This is a genomic window from Limnospira sp. PMC 1279.21 (assembly GCF_032349615.1).
In the GTDB taxonomy this organism is placed as follows: domain Bacteria; phylum Cyanobacteriota; class Cyanobacteriia; order Cyanobacteriales; family Microcoleaceae; genus Limnospira; species Limnospira fusiformis.
This window is the reverse complement of record NZ_JARPLU010000107.1, coordinates 1-17,700: the sequence shown is the minus strand read 5'-3', so window position 1 is coordinate 17,700 and position 17,700 is coordinate 1. Positions and strand designations below refer to the sequence as shown.

The 17,700-nt window shown below is 43.5% G+C and carries 18 protein-coding genes; 14 read left to right on the top strand and 4 right to left on the bottom strand.

Going from position 1 to position 17,700, the window contains the following annotated elements; all coding sequences use genetic code 11:
- The first annotated feature begins 211 nt into the window (after nt 1-211).
- The 8 genes from P5683_RS15960 (at nt 212) to P5683_RS15925 (ending at nt 5,489) form a co-directional block, all read left to right on the top strand.
- Complete coding sequence (locus P5683_RS15960) at nt 212-1,351, top strand: hybrid sensor histidine kinase/response regulator (protein ID WP_006621687.1); 1,140 nt, start codon at nt 212-214, stop codon at nt 1,349-1,351.
- A 121-nt stretch (nt 1,352-1,472) separates the two neighbouring features.
- Nucleotides 1,473-2,252 carry a response regulator gene (locus P5683_RS15955; protein ID WP_006621686.1) on the top strand — a complete coding sequence of 260 codons (780 nt, stop codon included), beginning with the start codon at nt 1,473-1,475 and terminating at the stop codon, nt 2,250-2,252.
- Nucleotides 2,253-2,273: 21 nt separating this feature from the next.
- Nucleotides 2,274-2,705: an EAL domain-containing protein gene (locus P5683_RS15950; RefSeq protein WP_048894902.1), complete on the top strand. Its 432-nt coding sequence runs from the start codon at nt 2,274-2,276 to the stop codon at nt 2,703-2,705.
- Nucleotides 2,702-2,929: an EAL domain-containing protein gene (locus P5683_RS15945; RefSeq protein WP_006621684.1), complete on the top strand. Its 228-nt coding sequence runs from the start codon at nt 2,702-2,704 to the stop codon at nt 2,927-2,929. Before P5683_RS15950 ends, P5683_RS15945 begins: the two co-directional genes overlap by 4 nt.
- Complete coding sequence (locus tag P5683_RS15940; protein ID WP_006667924.1) at nt 2,922-3,212, top strand: EAL domain-containing protein; 291 nt, start codon at nt 2,922-2,924, stop codon at nt 3,210-3,212. The genes P5683_RS15945 and P5683_RS15940 overlap by 8 nt, the downstream gene beginning before the upstream one ends.
- A gap of 23 nt (nt 3,213-3,235) precedes the next feature.
- On the top strand, nt 3,236-4,540 hold the full coding sequence (gene hemW, locus P5683_RS15935) for a radical SAM family heme chaperone HemW (protein WP_006621682.1): 1,305 nt from the start codon (nt 3,236-3,238) through the stop codon (nt 4,538-4,540).
- 523 nt (nt 4,541-5,063) lie between these two features.
- Nucleotides 5,064-5,345, top strand: coding sequence for a DUF1830 domain-containing protein (locus P5683_RS15930; protein ID WP_006667923.1), 282 nt, complete (start codon nt 5,064-5,066; stop codon nt 5,343-5,345).
- A gap of 6 nt (nt 5,346-5,351) precedes the next feature.
- Nucleotides 5,352-5,489, top strand: coding sequence for a hypothetical protein (locus P5683_RS15925; protein WP_006621679.1), 138 nt, complete (start codon nt 5,352-5,354; stop codon nt 5,487-5,489).
- Here P5683_RS15925 and P5683_RS15920 read toward each other — a convergent pair.
- A complete protein-coding gene (locus tag P5683_RS15920; RefSeq protein ID WP_006621678.1) occupies nt 5,464-6,798 on the bottom strand; it encodes an MFS transporter in 1,335 nt (444 codons plus the stop codon). The genes P5683_RS15925 and P5683_RS15920 overlap by 26 nt on opposite strands.
- 186 nt (nt 6,799-6,984) lie before the next feature.
- On the opposite strand from P5683_RS15920, the gene P5683_RS15915 reads away from it, so the two are divergent.
- From P5683_RS15915 to P5683_RS15905, 3 genes are all read left to right on the top strand, one after another.
- Nucleotides 6,985-7,974 (top strand): pentapeptide repeat-containing protein, encoded by a 990-nt coding sequence (locus P5683_RS15915; protein WP_006667921.1) that lies wholly within the window; start codon nt 6,985-6,987, stop codon nt 7,972-7,974.
- A 131-nt stretch (nt 7,975-8,105) separates the two neighbouring features.
- On the top strand, nt 8,106-8,723 hold the full coding sequence (locus P5683_RS15910) for a CP12 domain-containing protein (RefSeq protein WP_006621675.1): 618 nt from the start codon (nt 8,106-8,108) through the stop codon (nt 8,721-8,723).
- A 97-nt stretch (nt 8,724-8,820) separates the two neighbouring features.
- Nucleotides 8,821-9,348 (top strand): pentapeptide repeat-containing protein, encoded by a 528-nt coding sequence (locus P5683_RS15905; protein ID WP_235677521.1) that lies wholly within the window; start codon nt 8,821-8,823, stop codon nt 9,346-9,348.
- 4 nt (nt 9,349-9,352) lie between these two features.
- Here P5683_RS15905 and P5683_RS15900 read toward each other — a convergent pair whose 3' ends face one another.
- Nucleotides 9,353-11,611 carry a glycosyltransferase family 2 protein gene (locus P5683_RS15900; protein WP_006621673.1) on the bottom strand — a complete coding sequence of 753 codons (2,259 nt, stop codon included), beginning with the start codon at nt 11,609-11,611 and terminating at the stop codon, nt 9,353-9,355.
- Nucleotides 11,612-11,955: 344 nt separating this feature from the next.
- Nucleotides 11,956-13,830 (bottom strand): caspase family protein, encoded by a 1,875-nt coding sequence (locus P5683_RS15895; protein WP_006621672.1) that lies wholly within the window; start codon nt 13,828-13,830, stop codon nt 11,956-11,958.
- A gap of 553 nt (nt 13,831-14,383) precedes the next feature.
- On the opposite strand from P5683_RS15895, the gene P5683_RS15890 reads away from it, so the two are divergent.
- On the top strand, nt 14,384-14,776 hold the full coding sequence (locus tag P5683_RS15890) for a DUF3119 family protein (RefSeq protein WP_006621671.1): 393 nt from the start codon (nt 14,384-14,386) through the stop codon (nt 14,774-14,776).
- 65 nt (nt 14,777-14,841) lie between these two features.
- On the opposite strand, the gene gatB is transcribed toward P5683_RS15890, so the two are convergent.
- Complete coding sequence (gene gatB, locus P5683_RS15885) at nt 14,842-16,326, bottom strand: Asp-tRNA(Asn)/Glu-tRNA(Gln) amidotransferase subunit GatB (RefSeq protein ID WP_006621670.1); 1,485 nt, start codon at nt 16,324-16,326, stop codon at nt 14,842-14,844.
- Between the two features lie 234 nt (nt 16,327-16,560).
- Here gatB and P5683_RS15880 point away from each other — a divergent pair, with 234 nt between their 5' ends.
- Complete coding sequence (locus tag P5683_RS15880) at nt 16,561-16,950, top strand: hypothetical protein (RefSeq protein WP_006667919.1); 390 nt, start codon at nt 16,561-16,563, stop codon at nt 16,948-16,950.
- A 96-nt stretch (nt 16,951-17,046) separates the two neighbouring features.
- The gene (locus P5683_RS15875) at nt 17,047-17,616 is read left to right on the top strand and encodes a hypothetical protein (RefSeq protein ID WP_006621667.1); all 570 of its coding nucleotides are present in this window, start codon (nt 17,047-17,049) and stop codon (nt 17,614-17,616) included.
- The last annotated feature ends 84 nt before the right edge of the window (nt 17,617-17,700 follow it).

Genomic DNA, 17,700 nt, shown 5'->3' with positions numbered 1-17,700 from the left:
TGCCAATAGATTTGAAACCTGTTTTTAGGAGAGATGGCTATTTGTATAAATTTTCCAGAGTTTTCCGGTAATTACCAGGTTATAGATATACTGCCGGGTAGAGTAACTGATGAGTAAATGAGTATTGAGCAATATTTATAAACTCATGACTAAATGAACTAAGAAAAGTCATCAAATTTGGGATTTTAGACTTGCTAAGGACTATCGACAAATGTTATCTATTTTAGTTATTGATGATGAACCTGACAACTTTGATGTGATTGAAACCTTTTTGAGTAATCAAGACTATCAGCTACATTATGCTGCTAGTGGACAGGAGGGAATTTCCGCACTCAAATTAATCCAGCCAGATTTGATTTTGCTGGATGTGATGATGCCAGCTATTGATGGGATTGAAGTTTGTCGCCGCATTAAAGCTATGCCACTATGGCAATCTACACCTATTATTATGGTGACGGCATTATCTTCTAAAGAAAGTTTAGCTAAATGTATCGCAGCGGGAGCGGATGACTTTATCGGGAAACCCGTTAATGCTTTAGAATTACGGTCTCGTGTCCATTCAATGCTGAGAATTAAGCAACAATATGACCAAATTTCTCATTTGTCTAATGTGCAGAAGAATACAATTCAAGTACTCGAAAAAACTCTGGTCAGACTGCGGGGTAATTTAGCCTCTAGTCTCTCCCACGAACTAAATACCCCTCTAAATGGTGTTTTAGGAATGCTCGCCCTGGTGATGGAGGATCTGAAGGATATAGAAGATGTGGAGATGTCGGAAACAGTGGAGATGTTAAGGTTGGCGTATCAATCAGCCTGTCGCCTGGAAAATTTAGTCAAAAGATTCCTAATTTATTTGGAATTGGAACTGATAAGTAGCGAGGAAAAAGAAGTTCCGCCCGGGTCTACAATGTTATCTTTGTATTTTGTGGAACCTATCTGCAAAAAATATGCACCGGATAGCCAACGCTATGATGATTTTAAGTTGGATATAGAACCGGCTACCGTGGCGATATCAGAGCGGTATTTGTCGATTATTTTAAATGAGTTGATTGACAACGCTTTGAAATTCTCCAAGCCGGGGAAACCCATCTCGATTCGCTCTCAGATTATCACTGAAGGGGAAAAACTAGGGCTATGGATTCATGATTTGGGGCGTGGGATGACGGAAGAGCAAATCAATCAAATCGGTGCTTTTATGCAGTTTGAACGCAAAAGCTATGAGCAACAAGGCCTGGGTGTTGGTTTAAAAATCGTGGATAAAATTGTTGAATTGGTGGGAGGAACCATACAAATTAATAGCATATACAATCAAGAAACGATGATATATATTACTTTACCGATTGTTCATTAGCTATTAAATAATACAAATAACCCTATTGTCACGTTACAACGTATCATATTTATATTAAGATAGTGAAACTAGATGCCGTGGAACCATAGATAGTTGTTGAATTGCTAAGGAAAATCTACCGATGTTCTCAATTTTAATTGTGGATGATGATCCAGATAATTTTGATGTAGTTGAAACTTGTTTGATTGATGAAAACTATCATTTACACTATGCTTATAGTGGACAAGATGCACTTTCAGTAATTAATGTAATCAAACCGGATCTAATTTTACTGGATGTAATGATGCCAGTTATGGACGGTATTGAGGTTTGTCGCCGTATTAAAGCTATGGGTGAATGGAAAGGAACACCGATTATTATGGTGACGGCATTATCTTCTACAGAGAGTCTAGCTGAATGTCTGGGGGCGGGAGCAGATGACTTTATTGCGAAACCTGTTAATGGCTTAGAATTGCTGGCACGGATTCGCTCTATGCTCAGAATTAAGCAACAATATCAACTTTTAGCCGATTTTAACACGAAATTGGAACTGATGGTTGAAGAACGCACGGCTCAGTTACAAAGGCTAATAGATGAAGATACGCTAACGCAGCTACCAAGTCGAGCGCAGTTATTACACAAACTATCGGATAGCTACGTTGACAGCAGCGGGGAAAATTATGCGATCGCCTATCTCGACTGTGACCAATTCAAACTAGTTAATGGTGCTTTTGGTTACCAGGTGGGAAATCAACTACTGAGAGCGATCGCAGAACGTCTTAAAAAACATCTGCGCCCCGGAGATCTACTATGTAGAGTGGGAGAGTACGAGTTTTGCTTTGGGCTGAAAAACATTTCCGCAACCGGAGAATTAACAGATTGGATTAATGGAGTAATGGGGTCATTTATCCAGGCTTTTTAGGTAGAAAATTGCGATATTTTTATGTCTGTTTGTATGGGAATTCCCCTAGATACGGAAGTAAACTCTAATGCTGAAGCCCTATTACAAGCAGCGGATACGGCAATGTACAAAGCCAAACGACGGGGAAAAGGTTGCCATCAAATCTTTAACCGAGAAATGACGGCGGCTACACTTAAACGGCTGACTCTGGAAACGGATTTACAAAGGGCGATCGCACAACAAGAGTTGATCACTTATTACCAACCTATTGTGAGGCTGGCTACAGAGAAGGTGGTGGGTTTTGAAGCATTAGTGCGTTGGCAACACCCCCAGCGAGGTTTAGTGTCACCGGGAGAGTTTATCCCCTGTATGGAGGAAACGGGTTTAGTGGTGCAGGTGGGTTTATTGGTGCTACAACAAGCCTGTGAACAACTAAACAAGTGGCATCAACAGGGTTATCCATTCTTTGCATGATGAGTGTTAATATGTCGGTGCGTCAGTTTGCCAGTTCTACGCTGTTGGTAGATATAGATCGGGTTCTGGCTAATACGGGAGTGAACCCACAGGCCATCAAGTTGGAGATTACCGAAAGTGCATTAATGGATAATCCGGAAATGGCGATCGCCCTAACATCAAAATTGCGATACGTGCTACGCACACGCTACGCGAACGCGAAAAATTGGGATCAGTTTGGATGATTTTGGTACAGGTTACTCTTCTTTAGGCTACTTGCACCGTTTCCCCATTGACACTTTAAAGATAGATAGATCTTTTGTGAACCAAATGCAGCCAGGAAGTCGGAATCATCAGGTAGTGCAAACGATTGTAGCATTGAGTAATCAATTGGGTAATGGTGCGATCGCCGAAGGTATCGAAACAAGGGAGGTGTTAGAGTATCTTCAGGAGCTAGTAGCTCCTTTGGTCAGGGCTATCTATTTTCTAGGCCCCTACCTGCATCAGATATTGAGGCGAATATTTTAAAATTGTCCCAGGCGCGCTAATTAATGCTAAATGAATCTTGTATAAATACTGAAACCCCCACTGCGGCTTATGTACATATTCCCTTTTGTCGTCGCCGCTGTTACTACTGCGATTTTGCCGTGTCTGTGGTAGGCGATCGCCGCCATGGGGAAAATTCTGGGATGATGGAGGAGTATGTAGATTTTCTGCGATCGGAAATTCTCAATCAAAGGCATTTCGGACCGCCACTGAAAACGGTGTTTTTTGGCGGGGGGACTCCCTCTCTGTTATCGGTTCAGCAGTTCGATCGCCTCATCAAAACCATTAGCGATAACTTGGGAATTGCGAGTGATGCTGAGATCTCCGTGGAAATGGACCCTGGGACTTTTGATTTAGGGAAATTACAGGGATTTGTGGCGGCGGGGGCCAATCGGGTGAGTGTGGGTGTACAAGCGTTTCAGGATGATTTATTAAGGCTTTGTGGTCGATCGCATACTGTGGCGGATATTTGGAGGGCGATCGATTTAATTAATCAAGTGGGTGTTGTGAACTTCAGTATTGATCTGATTTCTGGTTTACCCCATCAAACCCCAGAAATGATGCAAGAATCCCTAGATCAGGTTTTGAGCATTAATCCTGCTCATGTTTCCCATTATGATCTGATTGTGGAACCTCAAACGGCTTTTGGTCGCTACTATAAGCCGGGAGAGTTTCCCCTTCCTGATGATCAAACTACAGCCAACCTCTACCGACAGGCGCAAAAATGCCTGACTTCCCGGTTTAAACATTATGAGATTTCCAATTATGCGCGACCTGGGTTTGAATGTCGCCATAATTTGGTTTATTGGCACAATCAACCTTACTATGGCTTTGGTATGGGGGCGGCGAGTTATGTGGGGGGCTATCGACTGACCAGACCGAGAACCCGCGATCGCTATTATCAGTGGCTACAGTCCTCCGGGGGGGTGAGCGAAAGTTTGCAGGTTTTTCATAGTGCTGATCTTGCACCCGCCCCAACAGAGGCGATCGCGATTATTTTAGGATCGGATATACTCTTAGAAACCCTGATGCTGGGACTACGGTTAGCTAGTGGTGTGGATCTGGTGAGGCTGCAACAGCAATTTGGCCAAGAGGCTGTAAGTCAAATTACTGATATTCTCAAACCATTAGGCGATCGGGGTTGGGTGGAAGTAGTTTCTACTCAGGAAGAACCCGACCAGCCAGCGACCCCTCACCTACGACTGACAGACCCGGAGGGGTTTTTATTCTCCAATACCATTTTAGCCGAGCTTTTTGGCCACTTGCAGCTTTCCGAGACTTCCACGGCGATCGGGACAAGTGCAGTCTGAGTGGTCTGGGGATATGACAGAAATCAAAACATATCGCGAACCAATGGGATGTGATAATAAACATCATCAGTCAGTGATAGCGATCGCGACACTTATTTACCCAGATCCATCATACTTAAAAGTAAGCCATTAGATAGACTAGCTAACTCTGGCCTTGTTGTTATTCTTTAGAAATAATTAAAATGGAGACTCTGATTTGATGCAATCTTTTAAGATGATGGACACACACAACGGCTAAGGTCCGAACCGAGAGCTAAACCTCCGTGGGTTAACTCGCCCCAAATCGGCGAAGAACCCGGAAATAGCGATCGGGGTTGGTTTCCCGTAGATCTAACATAGATGGAAGGGAGAATTAGCCTAGGTCATTCTCATCAGGGGAGAAGCATTATCAGTTTCATGGTCCACGGATTTTTAGCAATTTGGCTTAATCTGAGAATTTGGTCCCTCATCAAGTTGGGGTCAGGGATCAAGTTTAACAAAGTCAGTATCGACAAACTTTTTTTAGTTCCCAGAGGATTTAACCATGATGTCAAACTTATATCAATTGAATAACCATCAGACGAGTAAACAACTTTGTTGCTACTATAACGATAGCCCAAAAGTCGAGATTGCTCGGATTTCTAATATTGATAACTGGTATTTAGAGCATATTGTTTTCCCCGGAGAAAGATTTTTATTTGAATCGCCATCAGATGCGGAATTGGAAATTTATCATGCGGGTAAAGGCAAGCCTATTTTGATGCAAAAACTTTTATGTTTGCATTTGATTGTAGACGAAGGCGAAGACCTTAAATTTGCCAGCTAGAAGTTGATGAAAACTGCCAATAATCAGCCAGAACCTGGAGGAGTTTCGCTGCCTATAACTAGGGTTGCCAACTCTCCAGGTTTGGTATTTTTAGCCAGGAAAAATATGCAGGCGATCGCTATTCTAAATGCTGAATATTTCTAGCTTGTTTAGCCTGTTCAACATCTACGAAATATAGACCGACTAAACCAACTATAAAAAACACAATTAATGCCAGAATAGAATTGCGTGCTGTTCCCGTCACCTGGAGGATTACAGCAAATAGTAAAGGTCCGAAAATCGCCGAACCTTTGTTAAAAACTGAGTAAAACCCATAAAATTCAGCCGCCGCCCAAGGTGGAATGATCGACCCATAGAAGGAACGACTGAGGGACTGGGACCCGCCCAAAACCAATCCGACAATTCCCCCCAAGATAAAATACTCAGTGGGGCTGTCCATAAAATAAGCATAGATAACTACAATAGACCATCCCACCAACGAAATCATTAACGCTGTTTTCGAGGTAGTGAATTCGGCGAGTTTACTAAAGCCCAAAGCCCCGAAAAAGCTGACAAACTGGATTACCAATAGGGTAATCATGAGAACATTTGGGGAAAAACCCAACTCCTCCGCCCCGTAGATAGTAGCCATAGTAATCACAGTCTGGATGCCATTGTTATAAATCATGTAAGCAATCAGAAACCTTAGCAAATGCTTAAATAAACGCACCTTCCTGACGGTGACAATGGTTCGGACAATTCCGACTTTGATATAAGCGCGCCAGGGTGGTAAATGTTGATATTCCGGGGGAATTTCCTCAAAGGTTTGGGCTTCTTTCAGGTTAAAAAACGTGATCAACGAAAAACCACCCCACCAAACTGCTGCCATTAAAATGGCGAGTCTGGCTGCTAATTCGGCGGAAATACCAATCGTCTCATGTCCAGCAATCAAAGCTAAAGATAAGGCTAATTGCAAGCCACCGCCTATATATCCCCAAGCAAAACCTTGACCAGAAACCCAGTCCATTTTGTCTTCTGATGCAATATGGGGGAGGAAGGCATCATAGAAGATATTGCCCCCAACAAAGCCAATCTGGGCTATAATAAAGAGAATGAGCGTTAGCCAGACGTCTCCTTTGCCAGAAAAAAACAATAGACTAGCGGCTAGGCAGCCTGTGTAAGCACAAATTATTAAAAATTTCTTTTTGGATGCGGAAAAGTCGGAAATTGCCCCCATAATAGGGGCTACCATAAACACTAAGAAGGCAGCCAAACTGCTGACAAATCCCCATAAGGCGGTCGCGCTATAGTTAATTCCGGCTATGGTGACTCCGCCGGGGGGGACGACGACGGCCGCAAAGTAAGCAGGGAGAACGGCTACCACAACGGTGGTGACATAGGCAGAATTAGCCCAGTCATACATGATCCAACCGAAAATCTGGCGGCGATCGTTGAGTTCTGGGGTATCATTCATAGGATTTAAAGTGCCAAGGAGGAATTGAGTTTTTATACCTTACTGACGGAAAGGTAATATATTGCTGTAATTGATGCAACTTAAATATAGGTTAAAGTTATCCCATCTGGGAGGGTTTACGGTGGAAATATCTATTGTCCAAATGATTGGCAGTGATGTAGCTGATCGTGAATAGGAGTGGTACAGGTGGATATTAAGGAGTTATTAAGTCGCTATAAGGTGGGCGATCGCGACTTTAGGAAGGCTAATCTAATTGGTGCGAAATTATTTCGCTGTAATCTTCAAGGAATTAACCTAGGGGGGGCTTCCCTAGCTGGGGCGGATTTGAGTAGGGCGTTTTTAGAAGATGCTAATTTGTTTAATGCGTTCCTATATAGGAGTAATTTAACTTTTGCTCATTTGGGACGGGCTATATTGACCAATGCTGATTTGACTAAGGCTGACCTGGGGGGTGCGTTTTTGGTGCATTCTGACCTCAGTGGGGTGAAGTTGAGTGGTGCGATTTTGCAAGGGGTTAATCTTAGGTCGGCTAATTTGACCGGGGTTAATCTATGTGGGGCGAATTTGAGCGGGGTTAATCTTAGGTCGGCTAATTTGACTGAGGCGAATTTGAGTTGGGCTAATCTCAGTCATGGGAGGTTAAGCTGTTCGGTTTTAACTAAGGCTCGTCTCACCAGTGCTAATCTGAGTTATTGTCATTTGGTAGATGTGGATTTAGGGGGGATGGACCTGAATGGGGTAGATCTGTCTGAGGCTAATCTGCGGGGGGTTAACTTACAAAAGGCTGATTTGACTGCTGTTAATCTGAGGTCGGCGAATTTGACGGGGGCTAATCTGGAGGGTGCTATTCTCCACGGCACAAATTTAACTGACGTGATTCTGTGGGGGAGTAATCTGGCTGATGCTGTGCTGATGCGGGCTAATCTGGAAGGTGGTAATTTGGTACGGAGTAATTTGACGGGGGCTAATCTTAACCTGGCTCGTCTTGGCGGGGCTGATCTTAGCTATGCTAATCTGCGGAATGCTTATCTGTGGAAAGCGGACTTAACTGGGGCTAATTTATCTGGGGCGAATCTGCGGGGTGCCAATTTTCGGGGGGCGATTCTTGACGGTGTGAGTTGGACTGATGCTATATTGATGGGGGCGGTGATGCCAGATGGCTGTATTCACGAGTGAACTTGACATAAGGCAAAAATTTAATAGATCTATCTCTCATTATAGCAGAAAACGGGGGTTAAAACAATTCTTTCTTTTGAAGCCATAACAAGGCAAGCTATAAGAGTGTATCAAGTTATGGAGAACCTGCGATGATGCTAAAAGCTAAAGATATTATGACGACCGATGTAGTGACGATTCGGGGGTCGGCTACGGTAGCAGAAGCGGTGAAACAAATGAATGATCTGTGTTTGCGGGCGCTGATTGTTCAACGTCGCCACGAACAGGATGCTTATGGCATTGTGACGGAGACGGATGTGATTTACAAGGTGACGGCTTACGGTAAAGATCCGAAAAAGATGCGGGTTTATGAGATTATGACTAAGCCCTGTATCTCTATTAACCCTGATTTGGGGGTGGAATATGTGGCGCGGTTATTTGCTCAGACTGGTATTCGCCGCGCTCCGGTGATTCAAGAAGAACTGTTGGGGATTGTTTCTATAACTGATATCCTGAGTAAGGGTGACTTTGTAGAGAAGCCTAAGAGTATTGTCCTGGCCGATCGCATAGAACAGGCGATCGAAGACGCTAGGGCTACCTGTGCGGAAAAAGGTGCTACTTCCCGTGAATGTGCGGCGGCTTGGGATATTGTTGAGGAACTTCAGGCTGAAGCGGCACATCAAAGATCAGAACGGATTGAAAAAACTGCTTTTGAGGTTTACTGCGAGGAAAATCCAGAAGCTGTTGAAGCTAGGGTCTACGACAACTAAAGGACTATTAAAGTTGACATTGGGGGGGTAGATGTTCTATAAACTCCCCCCATGTCAGCGCCTGACTGAGTTTATGTAATTAGGTATGACTGGACTGATGAACAAAACTAGACTGTTAGGGATTTCGGTTCTGTTAATGTCTGCTTGGAGTGCTAAACCACTGATGGCTCAGTTTAACACTACGGATCCGAATGCGTTTTTGAGGGGCGAGTATTCTTCTTGTCAGGGTTGCAATCTACAAGGGGCGGATATGAGTAATCAGTCTCACCGCAACGCGCAATTACGACAGGCTAATCTGACTAATACTAATCTGAGTGATGCGGACTTCACGGGTGCTTTTTTCACCTGTAGCAATTTGAGTAATTCTAATTTATCGGGGGGAAACTTTAATTTTGCCAATTTTGTTGATGCTAACCTGAGTGGGGTTGATTTGAGTAATGCTGATTTAAGTCGTGCTGACTTGAGTGGGGCTATCATCGACAGCAGAACTAATCTGGATGGGGCTAATTTAGATGGTGCGAGACTTTGGGATGCTGCTACCATCTATAGCCCAGGAATGAATGTGAGGACTATTGAACGTAGCACCCATACAGAAAGTCAGCGAGTCCAGTGCAATAATCGATGATCTATTAATGTTGATGAACTGCGATCGCTGTTATGCGTGGTTTCCGGTCAAATATCAACTTGGGTTTGAGTAAGACCCTCAACAATAACCATAGCGATCGCAATTCTCCGGGAGTTGACAAATTCTGCCATTGTCCGGGACGACAGAACAGCATTTCCACCAGTTGTCGATGTTGCGATACTGTCAAGGCTTCAAACTCAACCCGAATAGTGGGAAATTCACCGACCCATTGAGTATCAGTAATCCTCCCCCCTAAGTTTAATTGTACATCAATAATTTCCATTTGTAAAGGCAAAAATTCCGATTTTTCGCCATTGTTTTGATGAAGGATAGAGGCGGCGGCGGGTTCTGTTATCATAATTTCTGCGCCGACTTCGGAAATATGACGAGTTATTCCCCATAGCACTTGGTCAGAAATCTGGAGTTTGACAGACCGACGCAATTGGAACCAGTCATAGATATCTGGTAGTGGTGCATCTATGACAATTAGGAGAGAAACACTTAAAACTACTAAGTTATAAATACTCCAGATGATACCCAAATTAAATCCGGGGTAATTATCAACATTTGATGCTAAGAGTGGATAATTCCAGAATAGGCTGACCATTGTGGCTATTAATAGCAATATAATAGGTGATGCCAATTTCCAGGAACAGGTAAATTTTTGCTGTTTTTTGCCTTTGGGAGTAACTTTAAAGCCACCTTTAAAAGGGTTAATCATTACTTGAATTACAGTTAATGCCATGGGGAAAGATTGGAAAATGGCATAAATTTCTGACAGGAAGGCTGACCGAGATTTTTGGTTTAACCAAGCAAAAGCCAGGAGAGACACCAGATAATAAGGCATGAAAAAGTAAATAAAATCGCCGATACTAGCTTTGATAGGAATGACACCTAAAAACCGATAAGCCAAAGGCATTAACAGGATAAAAATCCGGGAAATGCTAGTAAACCAATGTAGCAACCCTTCTAAATGTGCTAATCTTTGTCTGAGGGTTAAACCGGGTATGGTTAAAGGATTAGAGTTGATAAAAAAGGCTTGTAATGTACCGCGCGCCCAACGCATTCTTTGATTAAGGTGGTCGGTGATACTTTGTGCGGCTAAACCTGCGCTTAATTTCTCATTTAAATAAATGAGTTTGTATCCCTTGCTGGCTAGGGTAATTCCGGTAAAATAGTCTTCACTAATTGACTCGGTAACAAACCCGCCAATGGCTTGTAATGCTGTGCGTCTAACTACAAATGATGTCCCCGCACAAACTACACTACCCGCACCATCTTTTAGGGGTTGTATATGTCTATAAAATACTTCTTCTTCGGGAGTAATGATATTTTCTAATCCTAAATTGCGGGATACTGGGTCGGGGTTGTAAAAGGTTTGGGGGGTTTGAACTAAGGCGGTGTTAGGGTTCTGAAAAAATCCTACTGTTCTAGTTAAGAAATTTTTGGTGGGAATAAAATCGGCATCGAATACTGTAATTAATTCGCCATTTGTGAATTTCAAAGCATGGTTAAGGTTCCCAGCTTTGGCGTGAAGGTTATTAGGTCTGGTGAGATAATGACAGCCTAATTCTTGGGCTAATTGTTTGACTTGGGGGCGGTTTGTGTCATCTAAAAGGTAGACTTTTTGGGGGTGATAGTCTAAGGCTTGACAGCCGATAACTGTGCGCCTAAGAATAAATAAGGGTTCGTTGTAGGTGGGGATTAAAATATCAACGGTTGGGGTGAATTTTCGTTGAATAACTGACTGTTGGAGTTGGTCGGCTTGGCTGCTTCTATCGGTGCTATTTACAATTAAGTAAACTTGAATTATGTTGGCACCAATAATGTAAATTTCGAGACCCATTAGAGTGAGGCTAAATAAACCATTTAGGGGGTCGCTGAGGTTGAGGGTAGAGAGCGATCGCCATAGTAGATAACGGATAGTTAATGCTAAAATTATGGCGACAATTATCGCCCTTGATCTGGCTGTTGGTTTAGGGTAAATCTTGGTAATAATGAAGGCGATCGCACTTAATAAAATGGTGGGCAACCATAAATAACTACTCGGAATATACGGCAATTGCAACCATATCGGTGGATTTTTTTGCTGGAAATATAGTAGCTGAAAAAAATCCCTGATTAGCGGCTGGTCAGACACCCAACCCCAAGCGATCGCACTGAAACAGCCCATCACACCAAACGCCCACAAAGTAGGCGTATTGGGGCGTTTAATAACTCGGAAATAGCGTTTAATAGACTGATAAATAAACCCTGATGTCATGGAAAATGCTCCGGCTCTGGTTAAATATTTAAAGATTTTCAGGAGAGTGCAAAAAATCAGAATAGGTGAGCATTGGTTTATATGTTAACATTATTTAACAATTTTGTGTCAACTAGCAAATCCCACCTAGGACTATGGAGAAGATGCAATTATCCTGAATCGGGTAATTAAGTCGATAGGTTCAGTAAAGCTGCTATTTCTGAGTTTTCGGGAACAGTTATCTGAAATTTGGCTCAGAATTGGATAATGAATGATTAATGGTATGTTCCCATCTATAAAATAAGGCAGACAAGTGTTGTCTGCCCTCTCACCAGAGACATATTTTAGCTTGGGGGATTAACGGATCAATTCTGTGTCTGGTTTCGATTTGGTGTTCTGGCTCGCCATTGAGCGATCGCCTGTTGAGCCGCCGTATATGGTGGGGTTCCCTCTGGAATTAAAACGGCTGCCAAAATAGCAGACTCAAATTGATTATTTTGAGCGCGGGACTGAGCGAGTTTCCAAATTTCACCACTCCAGCGAGCGATCGCTTCGGTGGCTTGGTCATAACCCAATTCTTCCGGACCAATGGTAGAGACAGCAGCGATCGCATTACTATAGGTCGAAGCCTGTCCCGGCCGAATTTGAGAGCGAGCCGCCTCAATTTTAGCTTGATTCTCGCGCAGTTGTGTGAGAGGCTGTTGCCAATTTTGAATTTGCAATTGCGCCTGTTCATAAATAGGGCGTTTAGTTTCGGGGACTAAAGATGCTGCGGCGATCGCTTCCGACCAATTCCCCATAGCCGCCCGTCCTTCTGCGATATCGAGAATCATTTGACTCCAGCGTTCAATAGCTAATTGTGCTTCAGGATAAAGTGGGTCATTATTCGGAATTTGATTAGCTTGGACGATCGCCTGACTCAAACGAGAAGCGGAGGTATTTTGAACTATCATTCTAGCCTGCTGTAAAAGCTGTTCACCGTTAGCAGGAGTCGGCGCAGGGGTTTCAGGAACATCATCCCCAACTACAGCTTCTGGCGGCGTTAGGGCTTCTGTTTCTGTGGGGTCGGTAGTTTCCGGGGTGGGTGGTTGGGATAACTCCATAGGAGGTAAAGAGGGAGTGGTAGAGGGTTGCGAACCTACGAATAGGGATCGGTTAGTATAGAAAACTCCCAATAACAGTAGTACAGCGATCGCACCACTCCAGATAATAAGCTGTTGAAAGAATGATCTGTCTGACATAATTTCTTCCTGGGGCTGTTCATTGGTCTTTTGGCTGGGGTCTGCTGCTTCTGGGGAAGATTCAGAAGCCGGATCGTGATTTAATGGTTCTGTGGGGTTTTCACTGGGGTCTGGTTGGCTTACCGGGGCGGTTTTGAACGGTGAAGACAGCTTCAGATTAGGTAAAGCTGACGGGTGGCTGCCATTTTGCTTGGGCGCAAAAGTGCTATTGACCGCAGAATTGCTCTGATGGTTTCCCGCCGCCGCCATGGCTTTGGCTGGTTCCGGTTTGAGTCGCAATTGGGCTTGTTCTGCGGTGGCGATCGCAAATACTGGGTTTTGTAAGGGTCGTAAATGTTGATCGGTCAATTCGGGAAGGCGATCGCCTAAAAATGATTTCAAATCAGCCAGAGTCTGACACTTTCCTGATTTCAAGCCTTCTAATAGGGCGGCGGTGAAAAAGCCATGTCGTAAGGAGGAGGTTTCCCGAGATACTTCGTCAGGACGACAAGATAAGATCGTGGGAATCCTAAATTTTTCCGATAAGGCGATCGTCTCCCCTCCAATCTGATCGCCTACCTGTACTCCCTGAGTCCGGTTAATATCCAACAGCAGTAATATATTATCCGTAGGTGCATTGTTTAAATGCTTAAACAGTAGGCTGATCGGGATAGCCGTTTCCTCCAGGTTCTCTGGGCTGCCATCAATAGGTATTAGATAATCTTGCCCTTTATGATGAATGCCATAGCCACTAAAAAAGCAAAATAGGGTATCTTCCGCCTGTAGTTGTTCTCGACAGATACTTTCCATCCAGTCTAACAGGTTTCCCCGGCTTGGATAAGTCGGCATATCCCACGTTTCCGGGGATGTATCCGTGATCAACACACAGCGATCGCTCGCAAAACCAGCATCTTCAGCCCAGAACTGATTGAGAGCTTCTGCATCCCTTTGGGCGTAACTTAGGGGTTGCAGGAATTGATACTGGTTAATCCCAATCGTCACACAAACATAATGTTTCATCTAACTTACCTCAATTTGATAGCTTTAACTTGCTGCTTAGACGCTACAGACGGCACTTAAAGACTTTTGATGGCTCAATACCTGATTCCAAAACCCCATAACCACCAATAATAACTACTGTTGTTCTACCTTGACTGGATCATACGACAATATCCGTCGATCATCCCCCACTCAAAAGTCTATTGTACAAAACTAAATAGTTAAATTTTACTAATATCTTTCGCCAAAGAGTTTTTGATTTTCAATCGACGTTAAGAATTGTTAAATTTTTATTGAGAATCTCTCTCAAATTGTTGACGAGTTTATAGGGGTTGTGCTACTCTAAAAATAATCGCATCCAAGGGCTTACTGTGTCTATTTGTAAAAATAATCGCTGAAACCCCCACTGCGTCGCTGGTATGATTATTTTGTCGCCACAATTTAAAATTCACGATGCACGAGTTTTAGGCGATCGCCAGAGGGCCAAAAAATCACCGCTTGACAAAATCGACATTTTGTGCATATACCTAGAAATTGTCATAGAAAACTCTCAAAAATCAATTATAAAGCACTTATGACCACAACTTCAGAAACCAGCCAACTACCTCCGATAGTCGAACTTCCCCCCAGTTACGTCATTCCCGTGGTGTTGGTACTTAGTTCAATCCCCTTATTTCTGATTCTGAAATGGGTAGCCCTTCCCGTGTCTTTGTTTGGACTATTCCTAGCCATTCAGACAGCCACCATACGCCTACAGTTTACCCCCACAGATTTAGATATATATCGTTCAGGTAAGATGATTCGGCGTTTTCCCTATCGAGAATGGACAAACTGGGAGATTTTCTGGTCGCCTATACCGATTTTATTCTATTTTCGGGAAGTTAATAGTATCCATTTTCTACCCATGCTATTTAACGCCGGAATGCTGCGTTCTTGCTTAGAAGAAAAAATCACGATTAATCGGTAGTTGATTTAGGGGGGGTGTAGCAACCCTCCCCGTGGGAGGGAGATAGGGCTGCTGACAAGAACTAACTAACCTTCGAGTTTTTGAGAGATTAACTTGTTGGTTAACTGCGGGTCGGCGCGTCCTTGGGTTTTCTTCATCACCTGTCCCACAAAGAAACCTTTTAGCTTAGTTTTACCAGCCTTAAACTTTTCAACTTCCTGGGGATGACTAGCTATAACTTCATCGATAATCGCTTCTAATTCCCCTGTATCGGAAATCTGAATTAAGCCTTTTTTCTCCACCATTTGTTTGGGGGAACCACCCTTAGCCAAAAGTTCCGGCAGAATATCTTTAGCGATTTTACCACTAATGGTATTTTCGCCAATCAGATTAATTAGTTCCGCTAGTTCTGCGGGTTTAAGGGGAATGTCAGTAATTGCCAGTTTTTCATTTTTCAGATATGCCGTAATATCCCCCATTAACCAGTTAGCCGCTTGTTTAGTATCTGCACCTGCTGCGACTGTAGCCTCGAAATATTGCGCCACAGTGCGATCGTCCGTTAAGACACGGGTATCATAGGGAGATAATCCCAAGTCCGTCTCGTAACGGTGTCGTTTTTGGGCGGGAAGTTCTGGTAATTCCGACTCCCATTGTTTCAATTGTTCCGCTGATACTTGAATAGGAGGAAGGTCAGGTTCTGGAAAATAGCGGTAATCACTCGAACCCTCTTTACTTCTCATGCTGATAGTGCGTTGGCTGCCTTCTTCCCAGAGACGGGTTTCTTGAATAAGAGATTGTCCGGCTTCTAGGGCGGCAATTTGGCGTTCTATTTCGTAGTCGATCGCTTTTTGAATGGCACTAAAGGAGTTCATGTTTTTAATTTCAACTTTAGTACCAAATTCTTTTTGACCGACGGGACGCACAGAAATATTGACATCACAACGTAGGGAACCTTCCTGCATATTCCCATCACTAACGCCTAAATAGCGGACAATGCGGCGCAATTCTTGGGCGTACTCAGCCGCCTCTAAACCCGAACGGATATCAGGTTCCGAAACGATTTCGACTAGGGGAATACCTGCCCGGTTAAAGTCTACCATAGAATAGGTAGAACCAGCCAGGCGATCGCTACCTCCATGGACAAGTTTTCCCGCATCTTCTTCCATGTGGAGGCGGGTAATACCTATGCGTTTACGGATAGGATTATTGTTCTCATCAACAATTTCAATTTCCAGCCAGCCATTAGTAGCAATAGGTAGATCGAATTGGGAAATCTGATAATTTTTAGGCAGATCTGGATAAAAATATTGTTTGCGATCGAACTTACTATAGGGCGCAATTTCACAATTGAGGGCGCGCGCCGCCTTGACCGCATACTCTAATACCTTTTGATTTAAAACCGGAAGCACTCCCGGCAGCCCTAGACATATAGGATCAATATTGGTGTTAGGATCAGCACCAAATTCGGTAGAGGAGTTAGAGAAGATTTTAGTTTGGGTACTAAGCTGACAGTGAGTTTCTAAGCCAATGACAGCCTCGTACTCTGTTTTTACTGGTGCTAGAGTAGACATAGGCGCTTTGTGTAGCAATTGAGCAACAATAATTTGATTCTACATTTTATCTGATCTTACAGCTTGTTCACCAATCGCTTAATACATTGCCCTCACCCTAAATCTGGATCCCAGAGAGGGAGAGGGACTTTGAGAGGTGATCAGATGATTTCTGAACAGGCTGTAACTGATACCAGCAATGATATTATCGAAAACGCGATCGCATTTGAGAAAATGCACAACCCACCATAGACAATGAACCAGACCTTGCTCGCACAAGCTAAAAACCGGGCTGCTGTTTTCGAGAAGTTCCTCCAGATAGAACTAGACCAGGAGGCGAATGCCAGCCAATTAGCCTTTTTGGATAGAGGGATTGAGAATTCCCCATATCAAGCCGAACTTTCCAACTATCCAATTTACTTGGAACAGAAACCCATGGATTTTAGCCCCTATCCTAATCGAGGAAAAGTTCCCCAAATCAACACCACCCACCTGAACTTCTTGGACCCCGATATTCTACAGGCCTGCGTTTGTGTAGGTCGGTTTGTTGATGACCAATTGCAAACTATGTGGATGGGAAAAAATGCCCTGGAGAAAGTCCAGTTTGGGAGTACCACCAAAATTATAGCAGGTTTAAATATATGATCCCAGGTAAATACTAAATTTCCCGATGCTCAGATTAAGAACTGGGTATTTCGAGATCCTCAAGGTAAAAAGCCGGATTTTTCCTTTATTGATGCTATGGCTGATGTGGTCAGCTACAGAAGACAAATTGGGACTTATAACGCCTTTTCAGGGATGTTAAAGCGATTTGAGTCCCGTTTTGGTTTAGAACGTTGGCTAATAGAAATCACAGGTAATCAAAACCTAGAATTTCGCGGGGACTACGGGGAGGATGCGTTTATTCAAAATCCGCGATTGGTGGATGCCAAAACCAAAAAGGTGCTATTATCTGCCGTGGATGATACTCCGCGAGGTGATAATCTGTTATCTGCCTATGATCTAACTCGGATAATTTCTATGGTAAGATGGCATTATCATCTTACCCCATCGGCTCGACTGCCGGGGGTGACTTGGGAAACCCTTAAATATGTGATTCCAGCTTTGGGTCAGGATACGGCTAGATTTGTAGATGTTGCCTTAGATGCTTTAGGATTGACCGACATGATTTATGCTCCGGTAATCCTATCGAAGTTGGGACATGGCCCTAGTCAACTTCGCAACAGCATTGAAACCACATTAGTGGCTTTTGTGCAGTTTATAGATCGGCTTCCTAGCCAGACTGGAGAGCATGATTTAATCTCAAATTAGGTTAATATTTTAGGGCAATAGGGTCTAATAAGCGAGAAGAGTTGAGGATAAACCTATTGCCAGATATGTCAAACCCAAGGAAGC

Bases quoted from the DNA above. Each gene is read 5' to 3' on its own strand.
- P5683_RS15960 (WP_006621687.1), top strand. From the start codon at position 212: ATGTTATCTATTTTAGTTATTGATGATGAACCTGACAACTTTGATGTG.
- P5683_RS15955 (WP_006621686.1), top strand. From the start codon at position 1,473: ATGTTCTCAATTTTAATTGTGGATGATGATCCAGATAATTTTGATGTA.
- P5683_RS15950 (WP_048894902.1), top strand. From the start codon at position 2,274: ATGTCTGTTTGTATGGGAATTCCCCTAGATACGGAAGTAAACTCTAAT.
- P5683_RS15945 (WP_006621684.1), top strand. From the start codon at position 2,702: ATGATGAGTGTTAATATGTCGGTGCGTCAGTTTGCCAGTTCTACGCTG.
- hemW (WP_006621682.1), top strand. From the start codon at position 3,236: ATGCTAAATGAATCTTGTATAAATACTGAAACCCCCACTGCGGCTTAT.
- P5683_RS15930 (WP_006667923.1), top strand. From the start codon at position 5,064: ATGATGTCAAACTTATATCAATTGAATAACCATCAGACGAGTAAACAA.
- P5683_RS15925 (WP_006621679.1), top strand. From the start codon at position 5,352: ATGAAAACTGCCAATAATCAGCCAGAACCTGGAGGAGTTTCGCTGCCT.
- P5683_RS15920 (WP_006621678.1), bottom strand. From the start codon at position 6,798: ATGAATGATACCCCAGAACTCAACGATCGCCGCCAGATTTTCGGTTGG.
- P5683_RS15910 (WP_006621675.1), top strand. From the start codon at position 8,106: ATGATGCTAAAAGCTAAAGATATTATGACGACCGATGTAGTGACGATT.
- P5683_RS15905 (WP_235677521.1), top strand. From the start codon at position 8,821: ATGAACAAAACTAGACTGTTAGGGATTTCGGTTCTGTTAATGTCTGCT.
- P5683_RS15900 (WP_006621673.1), bottom strand. From the start codon at position 11,611: ATGACATCAGGGTTTATTTATCAGTCTATTAAACGCTATTTCCGAGTT.
- P5683_RS15895 (WP_006621672.1), bottom strand. From the start codon at position 13,830: ATGAAACATTATGTTTGTGTGACGATTGGGATTAACCAGTATCAATTC.
- P5683_RS15890 (WP_006621671.1), top strand. From the start codon at position 14,384: ATGACCACAACTTCAGAAACCAGCCAACTACCTCCGATAGTCGAACTT.
- gatB (WP_006621670.1), bottom strand. From the start codon at position 16,326: ATGTCTACTCTAGCACCAGTAAAAACAGAGTACGAGGCTGTCATTGGC.
- P5683_RS15880 (WP_006667919.1), top strand. From the start codon at position 16,561: ATGAACCAGACCTTGCTCGCACAAGCTAAAAACCGGGCTGCTGTTTTC.
- P5683_RS15875 (WP_006621667.1), top strand. From the start codon at position 17,047: ATGGCTGATGTGGTCAGCTACAGAAGACAAATTGGGACTTATAACGCC.